At 37.7% G+C, this 13,723-nt stretch carries 14 protein-coding genes and 1 pseudogene; 8 read left to right on the top strand and 7 right to left on the bottom strand.

The window, feature by feature from the left end; genetic code table 11:
* Nucleotides 1-18: 18 nt before the first annotated feature.
* From GGG_RS0103360 to GGG_RS0103340, 4 genes are all read left to right on the top strand, one after another.
* Nucleotides 19-693 carry a TetR/AcrR family transcriptional regulator gene (locus GGG_RS0103360; protein ID WP_010112249.1) on the top strand — a complete coding sequence of 225 codons (675 nt, stop codon included), beginning with the start codon at nt 19-21 and terminating at the stop codon, nt 691-693.
* A 244-nt stretch (nt 694-937) separates the two neighbouring features.
* Nucleotides 938-1,648 (top strand): phosphate regulon transcriptional regulator PhoB, encoded by a 711-nt coding sequence (gene phoB / locus GGG_RS0103350; protein ID WP_010112248.1) that lies wholly within the window; start codon nt 938-940, stop codon nt 1,646-1,648.
* Nucleotides 1,649-1,675: 27 nt separating this feature from the next.
* Nucleotides 1,676-3,034 carry a phosphate regulon sensor histidine kinase PhoR gene (phoR, locus tag GGG_RS0103345; protein WP_010112247.1) on the top strand — a complete coding sequence of 453 codons (1,359 nt, stop codon included), beginning with the start codon at nt 1,676-1,678 and terminating at the stop codon, nt 3,032-3,034.
* A 22-nt stretch (nt 3,035-3,056) separates the two neighbouring features.
* On the top strand, nt 3,057-3,485 hold the full coding sequence (locus tag GGG_RS0103340) for a hypothetical protein (RefSeq protein ID WP_029574422.1): 429 nt from the start codon (nt 3,057-3,059) through the stop codon (nt 3,483-3,485).
* Nucleotides 3,486-3,564: 79 nt separating this feature from the next.
* Here GGG_RS0103340 and asd read toward each other — a convergent pair whose 3' ends face one another.
* From asd to pncB, 3 genes are all read right to left on the bottom strand, one after another.
* Nucleotides 3,565-4,416, bottom strand: coding sequence for an archaetidylserine decarboxylase (asd, locus tag GGG_RS0103335; RefSeq protein WP_010112244.1), 852 nt, complete (start codon nt 4,414-4,416; stop codon nt 3,565-3,567).
* A complete protein-coding gene (locus GGG_RS0103330; RefSeq protein WP_010112242.1) occupies nt 4,413-5,261 on the bottom strand; it encodes a sulfurtransferase in 849 nt (282 codons plus the stop codon). Before GGG_RS0103330 ends, asd begins: the two co-directional genes overlap by 4 nt.
* 110 nt (nt 5,262-5,371) lie before the next feature.
* Nucleotides 5,372-6,580, bottom strand: coding sequence for a nicotinate phosphoribosyltransferase (gene pncB, locus GGG_RS0103325; protein ID WP_010112241.1), 1,209 nt, complete (start codon nt 6,578-6,580; stop codon nt 5,372-5,374).
* Nucleotides 6,581-6,906: 326 nt separating this feature from the next.
* Between pncB and GGG_RS0103320 the strand changes: the two genes are divergently transcribed.
* Nucleotides 6,907-7,263, top strand: coding sequence for a hypothetical protein (locus GGG_RS0103320; protein WP_010112240.1), 357 nt, complete (start codon nt 6,907-6,909; stop codon nt 7,261-7,263).
* A 53-nt stretch (nt 7,264-7,316) separates the two neighbouring features.
* Here GGG_RS0103320 and GGG_RS0103315 read toward each other — a convergent pair whose 3' ends face one another.
* Nucleotides 7,317-7,511 (bottom strand): hypothetical protein, encoded by a 195-nt coding sequence (locus GGG_RS0103315; protein WP_010112239.1) that lies wholly within the window; start codon nt 7,509-7,511, stop codon nt 7,317-7,319.
* A 256-nt stretch (nt 7,512-7,767) separates the two neighbouring features.
* Between GGG_RS0103315 and dtd the strand changes: the two are divergent.
* A pseudogene (gene dtd / locus GGG_RS19435) lies at nt 7,768-8,209 on the top strand (D-aminoacyl-tRNA deacylase).
* 69 nt (nt 8,210-8,278) lie between these two features.
* Here dtd and GGG_RS0103305 read toward each other — a convergent pair.
* From GGG_RS0103305 to serB, 3 genes are all read right to left on the bottom strand, one after another.
* Complete coding sequence (locus tag GGG_RS0103305; RefSeq protein ID WP_010112237.1) at nt 8,279-8,758, bottom strand: SCP2 sterol-binding domain-containing protein; 480 nt, start codon at nt 8,756-8,758, stop codon at nt 8,279-8,281.
* Between the two features lie 197 nt (nt 8,759-8,955).
* Entirely contained in the window at nt 8,956-9,270 is a 315-nt protein-coding gene (gene aciT, locus GGG_RS0103300) for a ciprofloxacin tolerance protein AciT (RefSeq protein ID WP_010112235.1), read from the bottom strand.
* Nucleotides 9,271-9,706: 436 nt separating this feature from the next.
* The gene (serB, locus tag GGG_RS0103295) at nt 9,707-10,927 is read right to left on the bottom strand and encodes a phosphoserine phosphatase SerB (protein WP_010112233.1); all 1,221 of its coding nucleotides are present in this window, start codon (nt 10,925-10,927) and stop codon (nt 9,707-9,709) included.
* Between the two features lie 98 nt (nt 10,928-11,025).
* Between serB and GGG_RS0103290 the strand changes: the two genes are divergently transcribed.
* Both GGG_RS0103290 and ribBA read left to right on the top strand, forming a co-directional pair.
* Nucleotides 11,026-12,306, top strand: coding sequence for a hypothetical protein (locus GGG_RS0103290; RefSeq protein WP_010112231.1), 1,281 nt, complete (start codon nt 11,026-11,028; stop codon nt 12,304-12,306).
* Nucleotides 12,307-12,606: 300 nt separating this feature from the next.
* The gene (gene ribBA, locus GGG_RS0103285) at nt 12,607-13,716 is read left to right on the top strand and encodes a bifunctional 3,4-dihydroxy-2-butanone-4-phosphate synthase/GTP cyclohydrolase II (protein ID WP_010112229.1); all 1,110 of its coding nucleotides are present in this window, start codon (nt 12,607-12,609) and stop codon (nt 13,714-13,716) included.
* Nucleotides 13,717-13,723 lie beyond the last annotated feature (7 nt).

The following is a 13,723-nucleotide window of genomic DNA, read 5'->3' as shown; positions in this document are numbered from 1 at the left end:
TACGAGTAATGCATTTCTATGACTGAGCAACAAAGCATTGAAAAAAAATCAATAAAAAAAACAGCCAATGAACGCCAATTTAAAGGTATGTCGTTGACTGAACGGAAGCTTGCACGTCGTGAAAAGTTGATTGAAGCGGGAATTGAGGCTTATGGAAATCACGGTTTCTTCTCTGTTACCGTGAAAGATATTTGTACTGAAGCCAAGCTCACTGAACGTTATTTTTATGAATCTTTTAAAAAGAGCGAAGAGCTTTTTCAGACAATTTTCTTACAATTGATTGAAAAATTACAAAAAACGGTCATGGAAGGCGTTATGCAAGCTGCGCCTGAACCGAAGAGAATGATTCATTCAGGTCTGACTGCCTTATTTACCATGCTTAAAGATGATCCACGTGTCGCTCGAATTATTTATGTCGATGCAATGCTGGTTCAGGAACTACATAATCATGCCACCATACAAGAAACTATGGGGCGTTTTGACCGTATGATTCACGCATTCGTCATGCTCATGTTGCCTCATATCGACCGCAGTGAACGAGAAATCTCGCTGGTTGCAACAGGCTTAAATGGTTATGTAACTCAGATTGCAGTCCGTTGGGTCATGGGTGGATTTAAACAATCCCTAGAGGAAATCGTAGCTGCATGTGAAATTGTATTTATTTCACTAATCGATACTTTTGCACAAAAGTAATCTGGTCATCAAATGGTCAAAAAATAATGATTTGAAGGTGAATAGTCCTTTTGCCTTTCATCTCGATAATTTTTTTGACTTTAATGGTTATAAATGATGCTTTGAATTTATTACTATTTTTCATATTTTTTTGCAAAAAAGAGTTCATATACCTTTTTTGCAATGATACTGTCATAATTAATCTTTGTAATAAGCCTGTCATAAATAAAAAACGGTATACCGTTCATACATAGGATATTGCGTTGTGAAAGATGACTATATATTAATCGTCGATGACGAACTTCCAATTCGAGAGATGATCCATACCTCATTGGATATGGCAGGTTTTCAGTGTTTACAAGCTGAAGATGCAAAACAAGCACATCAAATGATTGTCGATCAAAGACCTTCTCTCATTTTATTAGATTGGATGATGCCGGGTGGCGTGAGTGGCGTAGATTTATGTCGTCGTCTTAAACGCGATGAGAATTTATCAGAAATCCCAGTCATTATGTTAACAGCACGTGGCGAAGAAGATCATAAAGTTCAAGGTCTTGACGCTGGTGCAGATGATTATATGACCAAACCATTCTCTACACGTGAATTGGTTTCTCGTATCAAAGCCGTACTACGTCGTGCCAATGCACTCAGTGGCGAAAAAACCATTGATGCCAATGGCTTGATTTTAGATCCAGTCAGCCAACGTGTCAGCTTCGGCAATAGCATTTTAGAAATGGGCCCAACAGAATACCGTTTATTGGCATTCTTTATGACCCATCCTGAACGTGCTTATACACGTGCCCAACTACTTGACCAAGTTTGGGGTGGCAACGTTTATATCGAAGACCGTACCATTGATGTACATATTCGTCGTTTACGCAAAGTGCTTGAACCTTATGGTGCAGACCGTTATGTTCAAACTGTACGTGGAACTGGCTATCGTTTTTCAACTCGTGCAGATGTAGCTTTAGGCTAAGGCTCTATTCAGGTTAAATTATTTTTTATGTATGAACCCTACCCCGTCCCTGACATTGCTCGCGAACACCAAAAGTTTCGCTATAGCAGTTTATGGACTTTTGCTAAACAAGATGTACGCCTACTGGTTTTTTTACTCGTTATTGGGGGCTTTATCGGTTTAGGAATCGGGTATTTTTGGATTTGTATATCCATTGCTTTTGCTGTGTTTTTTATTTTCCAATTACATTCTTTATACCTTGTGAATGAGTGGATTTCGAATCGACCTTATGATTCACCACCGAATTTAGAAGGCATTTGGGGCGCATTACTTTTTAATGTGTATCGAGCACAACGACAAGAACGTGTTGTACAAGCAGAGATGGTTGGCTTAATTGATCGAGCACAATCATCTTTAATTGCTTTGGCTGAAGCCGTTGTATTAACAGATGAATTACACCAAATTGAATGGTGGAACCCTGCTGCTGAAAAGCTTTTGGGTATTCAACCACTGGATCGTGGTCGTAATATCTTAACCATCATTCGCCAACCCAGCTTTATTGAATATTTTAATAATATCGACCAATCCCCCGACGGAATTAAAATCAAATCATCGGTTTATGAAGAACATTATGTGCAAATTAAACTGACCCGTTTTGGTAGCGAAAGTCGTTTAGTGGTTGCTTATGACGTCACACGCATGCATAACCTAGAACAAATGCGTAAAGACTTTGTCGATAATATTTCACATGAATTACGTACACCATTAACCGTCCTAAGCGGTTATATCGAAACCTTTACCGATCAAGAAGATTTAAATCCACGTTGGAAGCGTGCTTTTGAGCAAATGCAATCACAAACACGTCGCATGAATGCATTGGTCAATGATTTATTATTGTTATCACGACTTGAAGGCAATAAACAAATTGCTAAAAATCAAATCATTGATATGCCAAGCTTAATGAATCAATTGTTTGATGATGCTCAGGCCTATAATGTCGATTATGGACATACTTTAAATCTAGACATCGACAGTCATTGTGATTTGATTGGCTCAGATGCTGAACTTGCCAGCGCTTTTAGTAACTTAATCACCAATGCGATTAAATACACACCCAAAGGCGGTACGGTCACGATCGGTTGGCATGATGATGGTGAACATGGTTATTTTACGGTTGAAGATACAGGAATTGGTATTGACCCAAAACATATCCCTCGTCTCACTGAACGTTTTTATCGTGTCGATAGTGCACGTAGCCGTCAAACAGGTGGAACAGGTTTAGGGTTGGCGATCGTCAAACATGTATTGATGCAACATAATGCTTACTTAGAAATTGATTCAAAAGAAAATCAAGGTTCAACATTTAGAGTTGTTTTTCCTAAAGAGCGTCTTGATTTTGCAGATTAATCATTTTCAAACGGATAAGTCGATGAAATTATTTTTAGACTGTGAGTTTAATGGCTTTGGTGGAGAACTGATTTCTTTGGCTTTGATTGATGAAAATAATCAATATTTCTATGAAGTTTTAGAATGCCAAAACCCTATTCCTTGGGTGGTTGAGCATGTTATTCCTATTTTAAATCAAGCACCTATTTCTTTAGGGAAATTTCAGAAACAGCTACAAAGTTTCTTAAATCAATATGATGACATTGAAATTATTGCCGATTGGCCAGAAGATTTTGCTCTGTTTTCACGTAGCTTAATTGTTTCTGCTGGAAGATGCTTAACCCTACCGCCCTTAAAAATGCAGCTTTGGATGGAGGAAACAAATGCTCATGTCCCATCGCAACAGCCACATAATGCCTTAGCAGATGCACAAGCTTTAAAACTGTCTTATTTGAATGCTATGACGCTTTGATTTATTCTAAAAAACAAAAAAGCACGCTTCACAGGGAAAAGTGCTTTAAGTAATCAATATTTTAACAGTAAATCATGAATTAAAGCGTATGCCCCAAAGCTTCGCCCATCACCACAACAGAATTCGCTTTAAATTGTGCATCCCAATCCATTTTATTTTGCTCAAATAAAACAACTGCTGTTGAACCTAGATAAAAACGGCCAAGCTCATCGCCTTTTGCCAATTTTAAATCATGATGGTTCAGTTCTAAACGACCTGTTGGTTTGACTTTACCTGTTGCTACAGTTTCAATCCCTGCAACGATCATAGCACCGACTAAAACCACCGCCATACGACCCAATTCAGTATCAAACAAACATACCATACGTTCATTACGCGCAAATAAACCTGGAATATTTTCCGCAGTGGTTTGATTCACAGAAAATAATTCACCTGGAATATACAACGTTTCAGTCAATGTACCTGCAAAAGGTGTATGTACACGATGATAATCACGTGGCGATAAATAAACCGTAGCAAATTGACCATTTTTAAACGGTTCTGCTAACTGTGGATCACCAATCAATTTTTCGACTGAGAAGCTCTGACCTTTGGCTTGAAAAACATCACCATTTTCAATTTTACCCAGTTGAGAAATCGCTCCATCTGCTGGAGAAACAATACTTGTTGGGTCTGCATCAATTTCACGTACACCATCTTTTAATGCACGGGTAAAAAATTCATTAAACGACTTATATTTAAGTGCATCTGTTTGTTCTGCGATTGACAGATCAATACCGTACTGTGCTTTAAACGCTTGAATTGCGATGTTTTTTACAATTGGGTTTTCACTTGCTGCAACTTTACCAACAACACGACTCAATTGTTGCTGTGGAACGACTTTTTGAGCCTGAATAAAAATTTGTTTTTTTAACTTCGATGTAAAACTCACGCAGGTGATTCTCCAGTAATAATTGGACTATCGAGGCGATTGCCCCACTCGCTCCACGCACCATCATAGGCTTGGATATTCCAACCCAATAATCGACCTACAATATAAGCTAGTCCAGACCGATGATGTGATTGGCAATATACCACTACAGCTTGATCCAGTTGAAAGCCTAATTGTTCTAAACGTTGTTGTGTGCGTTCTAAAGGATGCAATTTTAAATGATTTTGACGGTTAATAGCACTACTCCATTCGAAATGAATGGCATTTGGAATGTGACCGCCGCGTCTAGCTGCTAAGCGTTCCCCTGTATATTCATCATCTGTACGGCAATCCCACAGTTGAATGGATTGCTGATTTACTTTTTCTAATAATTTTGCATATTCAATACGATACTGATCAAGATGTTCTAAATTGACTTTAACTAGAGACTCAACTTTGGCAATATTTTCAACCTCCGAAGACGTTGGATAACCTGCACCTAACCATGCATGAATACCGCCATTTAACAAACTGACATTTTTAAAGCCAAGGCAATGCAAATTCCAAATCAAACGCCCTGCCCATGCACCACCTTCATCGTCATAGACCACAACATGATGATCAGGTGAAATATTTAAATATTCAACCAATGCATTCAGACCCGCTTCATCGGGTAATAAACCAGAAGCTTGCTCTTCTTGGCGTACCAGTAATTGAGGCTTTAGATGAATTGCATGTGGTATGTGTAATTGTTCGTAGACTGAACTACGACTCAAATCAACGATTCTGAGTAATTCATGCCCTAAAAAAGGCACAATCTGTTCCGCTTCAATGAGCAATCCAAAGTTAAAGTCAGTTGCAGTCATACGATTTTTCTAATTTAAGACCCTATACAAAATGATCTTATCACAGTGTTTTTTACCAATATGCTGATTTTTCACTTTCCTTTAGCAAAAAATCAGCTATGAATTTTCAATTACTCTGCAACTTCAGGAATTTCAAAGACCTGACGTAAATACGCTAAAAAGGTATCGTTATCTGTCATAGTTTTTCCTGGACTGTCAGAAATCTTCGCCACAGACTGTCCATTACATTCCACCAATTTTAATACGATATTTAACGGTTTTTGCCCCATATCGTTGGTCAAATTAGTCCCGATACCAAAACTGATTTGGAAGCGATCTTTAAAGTATTGATATAGATTCCAAGCACGTTCCAAGTCTAAACCATCACTAAAAGTCAGCATCTTGGTCTTGGTATCAATTTTGAGTTTACGATAATGCTGATAAGCTTTATCACCCCACTCATACGGGTCACCACTGTCGTGACGTAAGCCATCAAATAGCTTGGCAAAATACAGATCAAAATCACGTAAAAATGCATCCATTCCCACGACATCTGTCAATGCAATCCCCAAGTCACCACGATACTCCTGTACCCAAGTTTCAAGTGCTGATTTTTGGAAATCACGCAACCGGACATCAAGCGCTTGGAAAGCTTGCAAAAACTCATGCGCCATCGTACCAATTGGGTAAATGTTGAGTTCTTTTGCCAACAAAACATTGCTTGTACCACGAAAAACTGTAGGTACAGCTTGATGAAAAGTTTGAATCACATGACGTTGCCAATCTAGGCTATAACGGCGACGTGTACCAAAGTCTGAAACCAACAATGGTGGATCATTCGGTTTCTGATCTTTTTCATATTGCTTCAGCAGTTCAACTTTGGCCTGTAAGCGACGTTCACCTTCAATTAAAACATCATCTGAACGAATACGTTGAAAATAAAGTTCGTTGACGATCGCAAGTACAAAAATCTCGAACATCATTGCCTGAACCATAGGGCCTTCCACCCAAATGTCCAAGCGTCCCTCTTCATCTATGCCTGCTTTGATAAAGCGGCGTTTTAATTGGAATAATTCTAAATAATCAACAAAATCACTTTTGATAAAACGCAGACTGCGTAGATAGGTCAGCTCATCTTCTTGGAATTTTAAGGTACATAATTGATCAAGTTGATCATTTAAATCATCCAAAATATCCGTCAATGGATAGACAGTGTCGTCTAAATTGCGACATCTAAAATGGTACACACTATGCGTTTGCGGAAACTTGTGTAATACCACTTGTAACATTGTGAACTTATATAAATCGGTATCGAGCAAGGATTGAATTATTGGTTGCATAGCCTATCCATTCAGGAATGTTCTTCATTCACTATAAATAACTAAATCCATTGTTGCATAACATCCAAGCTAATTAATTCACTTTTTTTATTTTTTTAACAAAAGAATAATGATTTTTAATACTGAAATGTGAATGTATCGCTGCTTTGCGTATTTAATTTTATTATCATTTTATTATAATAAAATTAATATTTAATAATTTATTATTAACATTCATTGAAATTAAATTTGTTTTAAATTAAGATCAAATCTCAATAAATGTTAATATTATTCACTTTAAAATCAATAATATTATCCAATAACTCATGCTGGTATGGAAAATAACAATGGCTAAATTAGACTTAAATTCGTTAAGTGAAATTGATGGTTTTATTGCTGCTGCACTCGTTGATAGTTCAAGTGGCTTATCTTTATCTGCGATAGGCTCTGGATTAGATTTAGAACTTGCAGCTGCAGGAAATACTGAAGTCATTCGTGCAAAACGAAAAGTAGCAACGGCTTTAAACTTAAAAGATAATATTGAAGATGTACTGATTACTCTAGGCAAGCAATATCATGTATTGCGTCCACTGGATCGCAATACTGAATTGTTTCTTTATCTTGTATTAGATCGCCAAAAGTCAAATCTTGCGATGGCTCGTCATGAGTTAAAAATCTTTGAAAAAGAATTAGATTTCTCATAATTTTTGATATGAACTAAAAAGCCATCTTTCACAGATGGCTTTTTTTTTCAACATCATTTTTCTGTTGGATTCTGGACATTGCCTTTTAACTTCGTTGCATAATCTACACCATGTGTATGTAAATATTCACGAATAAGTTGTCGAACGACTTGTGAAGGTTTTAAATCTTGCTGACTACATAACGCTTCAAAAGCTTCTTTTTTTATCGGATCAATCAAAATTGTTAATCTTGCAGTTTTATTTTCCATGATCTTTTCTATCGTATTATTAACATAAAATGATAATATGATTATCATTTTATTATTGCAAGGCAAAATTTAAACTCATCAATGCCTCTCTTCAAATTTAACACCGATTCAGAATAACTTAATTTGAGAAATAAAACCATATAGTTTTTAAGGTTTTAATCATCCGTCTATTTCCAATATTTCTAGCCATAAAATATTAAATCCTCAATCTGCTTTTGATAGACTAACTTTGTTTATTCTTATATTAGTTTTTGATATGCGTGCATTATTACAAAGAGTTCTTGAAGCCAAAGTCGTTGTGGATGGAGCAACAACGGGGGGAAATTGGACACGGAATTTTAGTTTTTCTCGGTCTAGGCAAAGAAGATGATTTGGAAAAAGGCAAAAAACTGATTGATAAGATATTGAAATATCGCTTCTTTGATGATGAGCAAGGCAAAATGGGCTGGAATGTCAGTCAAGCCAATGGTGGTATTCTACTGGTTTCACAATTTACCTTGATGGCTCAAACTCAAAAAGGCTTACGTCCAGATTTCGGCCCTGCAATGCCTCCTGTAGAAGCCAAAGCACTCTATGAACAATTGGTTGCTTATGCGCAATCACAATTTGAACATGTACAAACTGGTATTTTCGCAGCAGATATGAAAGTGCATTTGGTCAACGATGGACCTGTAACCTTTAATTTAGAAGTTGAATAATGTATTGGACATTTTTCAGTTTTTAAGCAATAAAAAAGCCCTTGATGGGCTTTTTTAACATTTTAAATCTTAACGGCCAGTCTTTTCTTTTAAGAACTGGCGTGCCAATTTAATTTTGTCTTTTACTGGTTTTGGCACTTTAGGTGGGATCAGTTTAGCAACTTGGTTAAACCAAACCAATAAGCTGAAATCACCTTCCATTTTAATGCTGCCATTTTGCATACCCGTCATAAACGCAGTTGGATCGCCTTTTACTAAGGTTTTTACACCTTGCTCGCTATCGGCAAATTGCAAAACAAAATCAGCTTTATTCTCAGTACCAGAAACAGTATCAATTTGACCATTGTTTACGATAATTTGACGCGCTACACCTAAATCCGTACCAATCTGTATACGGAACTGACGATCATGCGTCAATTCAATAAACTTTGGACTCGTACGTGCCAATTGCTTCATACGAAGTGCTAAACCCAATACAAGTAGATCTAAAGGATCTGTGCTTGCATCTACGATCGGTAACTTCACAACTGGAATTGAAGAAAATTTCATGACATTTAAGCCTGTTGTTTTTAAATTAGATTTGAATTTGCTCATCGTAGCATAACTTGTCATTTCTAAGACACGGCTTTCAGAACAAAGTATAAGGTCAAAAAAAGGTATATCATTTCGATATACCTTTGAATGTCTAAATTCAGTTTTTTCGTGTAATTAAAGTCAGTATCCTTGTTTAAGAAAAATAACTTTACTTACTCATCTTCATACACGGGTGTATGTTCGATGTATTGGCGGTTTGCAAGTGCTTTTTGAGCACGGTTATCTTCACGTAGTAGCAATGCAATCAACGCTGACATTGCAAGCATAATGGCTGTTAAATAGCTATATGCCATCGAAATTTCAAAAATGTTCTGTACGCTATAACGAATCGCCTCTAGCGCTCCCCAGAAGATCATGCCCGCAAACATGAAACCTAACCAATGACGGTAAGGGGAAAAGAAAACAGTAGCCAACGCTGCAGCAATCAGACCAAATCCAATGAGTGTTGCCAATGTCGCTGATACCATAAAAACCTCCGTCAAAATGATGTCTCTCTATACCGTCTAAATGGTGTTTCACAACAAGTCCAAGCTTTATAATTTTTCTTAAATAATCTTATAAAAGCTTATGCATTGCATTATGTATGGTTTTTATCAGAAGAAAAGAGCTGTTTTCTAGCTAAACGACACACTTTGTCGCAACATTCATTTGTCATTACATTTTTTAAAAATACTGTTTTGCTCACAATCTAATTGCCATCACTCTTGCAGTGTCATTACAAAAAAATACACACGATCTTCAATACGAAAAAACTTTTTTTAGTTGGATGATACATATTTTTATCGGGCTGTTTTCTTTAGGTTTTATGGAATAGTCAGAATTCATTCTTTAATAGAAATTCAAAAGAAAATAGCGGCATTTGAGCCGCTATTTGTCACAATGTTGCAATAATCTTATTGCTATTTATGCCCTATTCATATCTTTATCATGCACACCAAGTAAGTACAACACACCATCTAAACCAACGCTTGAGATGGCCTGATTGGCATTTTGACGGACTAAAGGTTTTGCACGGAATGCTACGCCTAAGCCAGCAATAGACAGCATTGGCAAGTCGTTTGCACCATCACCTACAGCAATCGCCTGTTCGAGCGAAATCCCCATTCTTTCAGCAAGTTCAGTCAATAATAATGCTTTACGAGCACCATCCACGATATGACCTTTTACAACACCTGTAACCACACCATTTTCCACATCAAGTACATTGGCATGTACTTCGTCTATTCCCAATTTCTGCTGTAAATATTCTGCAAAATATTGGAAACCACCTGAAAGAATTGCAGTTTTATAACCCAATGATTTCAGTGTTAAAATTAGACGTTCAGCACCTTCAGTCACGGTTAAACGTTCCGCAATTTTAGGTAATACAGCCGCATCTAAACCTTTAAGTAATGCCACACGCGCACGGAAACTTTCTTGGAAGTCCAACTCCCCTTGCATTGCTCGTTCAGTAATTTCAGCAACCTGATCACCAACACCAGCTTCAATCGCCAACTCATCGATCACTTCTTGTTCAATCAAGGTTGAATCCATATCAAAACAGACCAAACGGCGATTACGACGGTACGCATTGTCTTCTTGTACAGCAACATCAATGCTCGATTCAGCAGACAATCTTAGACATGCAGCACGCATGGCTTGTGCATCAAGCATTTGACCACTTAAACCAAACTGTACACATGAACGTTTCGGCCCTTCTTGCTCGCCATCACGTTCAGGACGTCCCGATAATCGGGTGACTGTTTCAATGTTAAAGCCTTGACTTGAAACGATATTGGTCACGGCTTGTAAATGAGCAGCTGTCAATTCAGGCGCTAAAGCCGTCACGATATAACGTGTTCTTCCGCCTTCACTGACCCATTGATCGTATTCTGTCGCTGAAATTGGTTTAAAGCGAACAGTTAAACCAATATCATGTGCTAAAATAAGGATATCTTTCATGGCTAAAGCTGTTGCTGTTTGATCGTTTGATGAAACAACAATACCTAAAGTCAATTGATTATGAATAACGGCCTGCCCAACATCTAATATTTGCAAAGAATGTACGGACAACACTTGCATTAATCGAGTAAACTGATTGGGTTGGTCAGGACCTAAAAATGATATAAGAATGATTTCTCGCATAAATTGACTCAAGTCAGAGCTACAACTATTGTGAGAATCATAATCGATATTGATGTGGGGCTGTTAATAATCCCTATAATTTTCTTTGGAAGTTTAAGTTGAATGCGCCAAGACAAGGGCTATTTGCTAGCCTACTCATTGTAAGTTTTGCATTTCATACCTTTTTATTGGTAGTTGCAACAACACATCAATTAAATGAAAACCGTGCGAGTCAAGGTCAGCTCATGACCAGCCAATTGGTGACTGACAGCCTTGCTGAGCTTGAACCTGCCAATACTGTTTCATTGGCATTGCTTGCAAATCGTTATGCAACCAATCCAAGTGTCGCTTCTATCCGTATTTTGGATGCACAAAAACAAGTTTTGGCAACCAGCGGCATGGCAAAAACCCGTCAAGGCGAAGTCTTTGTTCGTGATGCATTACAAAATGAAAAGAAAGTAGGCACCATTGAAATCACGTTAATTAAACCAAGTATTGGTGAAATTTTACGTACGCAATGGTTGGCTATTTTAGTGTCATTATTGATCCATGTTTTCTTATGGTTGGCTTATCGTGCTATTGCTCGTCCAACACGTAGCGAATATTTGGCCCGTATCAATAATGAAGCACGTTTGAAGCATGAAATCCAACAACTGACTGAAGCACTTGAAGCTGAAAAGGCCAATCGTGTGATTGCCTTGGCGCAAGCTCAGCAAAATCCAATTAAGGTCAAAGCTGAACCGAAACCTATCCTTAAACCAGTTGAAAATGATCAAGACGTTTTGGCGCTTAATATCCAATATTATGATCCGAAACAATTGATGAATACAGTCAATCAATCTGTTTCAGTGCCTTATTTTAAACTTTGCCAAATTTTTCTGAGCAAAAGCATTGAACTTTGTGCACAACATTTCAAACTGAGCGCTAAAGATTTCACCATCCATCAGGAATTTAGCCAAAATGGTGCATTGATCAGTATTGATGCTGAAAAACCTGATGCTGCGCAATGTATTCTAATGATTGGTTCAGTTTTCCAATTGCTCTCTGAAGTCCTCTACAAACGCTACCGTGAAGACAAACGTTTTGTTTTACAAACACGTTGTGCTGTCACCAATGCGGTTGAAGCGATGCAATTGGATGCGTTGCAGGCAGCTGAACGTTTAGCCAACCATTTGATTGCTAAAGAAATGGCTTTATATTTAAGCAATGATCAACTCAAACACATTGATGATTGTTACCAATTGGTTGCATTACCGAATCCAAGCAATGTACTTACACGTCACTCATTTATGATCAATGGTATGAGCAATGATTGCGCTGAATTGGCTCAAAGCATTCGTACTGAAATTTTAAAAGGTAAGAAAAATGCTGTAATTTCTGATTCTGTTTCAGAAATTTAAAAATCAGCTAAGAACAAAATGTAGCCCTTATTTTCTAAATGAAAGTAAGGGCTTGCTTTTATTCATATACATTTCACATAAGATCATCTGAAATACTCACAAATATGTGAATGTTTAATCTTTATACAAACGGTGCTTGAATCAATTTTTCTTCTCTTTTCATAGCCCTATCAAGTTGTGTATAACGATGTAGCGCAATGGAATATGATAAGCATAGGCAAAATACGTAAAAACACGTTAAACTATGTCACGATGAATTAAATGAAAATGTCACACGACAGAACAAAAAGGTGAAGCTTGATGTCGCTTAATACAGTTGAAGAGCTTGTAGCAGATATCCGTGCAGGAAAAATGGTTATCCTCATGGATGATGAAGATCGTGAAAATGAAGGCGATTTAGTCATTGCTGCGACGCACGTACGTCCTGAAGACATCAACTTTATGATCACACATGCACGTGGTCTAGTTTGCCTAACGCTCAGTCGTGATCGTTGCCAACAATTAAATCTACCGCTGATGGTTGATGCAAATGGTGCACAGCATGCAACCAATTTCACACTGTCGATTGAAGCGGCAAACGGTATTACGACAGGTATTTCTGCGGCTGAACGTGCACATACCATTCAAACTGCTGTTGCGGCACATGCTAAGCCTGCAGATATTGTTCAACCAGGACATATTTTCCCACTGATGGCACAGCCAGGTGGTGTTTTGCATCGCGCAGGGCATACTGAAGCAGGCTGTGACTTAACTCGTTTGGCAGGCTTAGAACCCGCTTCAGTGATTTGTGAAATTATCAATGAAGATGGCACCATGGCACGTCGTCCTGATCTTGAAGTTTTTGCTGAAAAGCATGGCTTGAAAATGGGTACGATTGCCGATCTTATCCATTATCGAATGACCAATGAGCAAACTGTAGAACGTTTAGATCAACAAAGTATTGATACTGAATACGGTACTTTTGAACTTTACCGCTACCGTGAAGTTGGTAATCCAGATATTCATTTGGCTTTGGTTAAAGGTGAACCTAAAGAAGGTGTAACCACTGTACGTGTACATGGCTTTAACCCTACACGTGATTTACTCAAACTGAATAAACAAGACGGTGAACCTGCTTGGAATTTAGATAAAGCATTGAAAGCTATTGCGAATAGTGATCGTGGTGTTTTAGTTTGGATTGGACAACGTCATTTATCTGACTTAGGCCCTGCTTTAGAGTCACTCGGAAAGCCAAAACCAACCAAGTCCAATGCAGCATTATCACAACAATATCAAACCATTGGTGTAGGTGCTCAGATTCTTCGTGATTTAGGCGTTGAAAAAATGAAGCTACTCAGCTCGCCATTACGTTTTAATGCATTATCAGGTTTTAATTTAGAAGTAGTGGAATACATCACTGCGGACCAATAATTTTTGT

The organism is Acinetobacter sp. P8-3-8, assembly GCF_000214135.1.
Lineage (GTDB): Bacteria > Pseudomonadota > Gammaproteobacteria > Pseudomonadales > Moraxellaceae > Acinetobacter.
The sequence above is the reverse complement of the archived record's forward strand: the minus strand, read 5'-3'. Positions and strand labels throughout refer to the sequence as shown.

Coding starts and splice junctions, on each gene's coding strand:
- GGG_RS0103360 (WP_010112249.1), top strand. CDS start 19: ATGACTGAGCAACAAAGCATTGAAAAAAAATCAATAAAAAAAACAGCC.
- phoR (WP_010112247.1), top strand. CDS start 1,676: ATGTATGAACCCTACCCCGTCCCTGACATTGCTCGCGAACACCAAAAG.
- GGG_RS0103340 (WP_029574422.1), top strand. CDS start 3,057: ATGAAATTATTTTTAGACTGTGAGTTTAATGGCTTTGGTGGAGAACTG.
- GGG_RS0103330 (WP_010112242.1), bottom strand. CDS start 5,261: ATGACTGCAACTGACTTTAACTTTGGATTGCTCATTGAAGCGGAACAG.
- pncB (WP_010112241.1), bottom strand. CDS start 6,580: ATGCAACCAATAATTCAATCCTTGCTCGATACCGATTTATATAAGTTC.
- GGG_RS0103320 (WP_010112240.1), top strand. CDS start 6,907: ATGGCTAAATTAGACTTAAATTCGTTAAGTGAAATTGATGGTTTTATT.
- GGG_RS0103315 (WP_010112239.1), bottom strand. CDS start 7,511: ATGGAAAATAAAACTGCAAGATTAACAATTTTGATTGATCCGATAAAA.
- GGG_RS0103305 (WP_010112237.1), bottom strand. CDS start 8,758: ATGAAATTTTCTTCAATTCCAGTTGTGAAGTTACCGATCGTAGATGCA.
- aciT (WP_010112235.1), bottom strand. CDS start 9,270: ATGGTATCAGCGACATTGGCAACACTCATTGGATTTGGTCTGATTGCT.
- serB (WP_010112233.1), bottom strand. CDS start 10,927: ATGCGAGAAATCATTCTTATATCATTTTTAGGTCCTGACCAACCCAAT.
- ribBA (WP_010112229.1), top strand. CDS start 12,607: ATGTCGCTTAATACAGTTGAAGAGCTTGTAGCAGATATCCGTGCAGGA.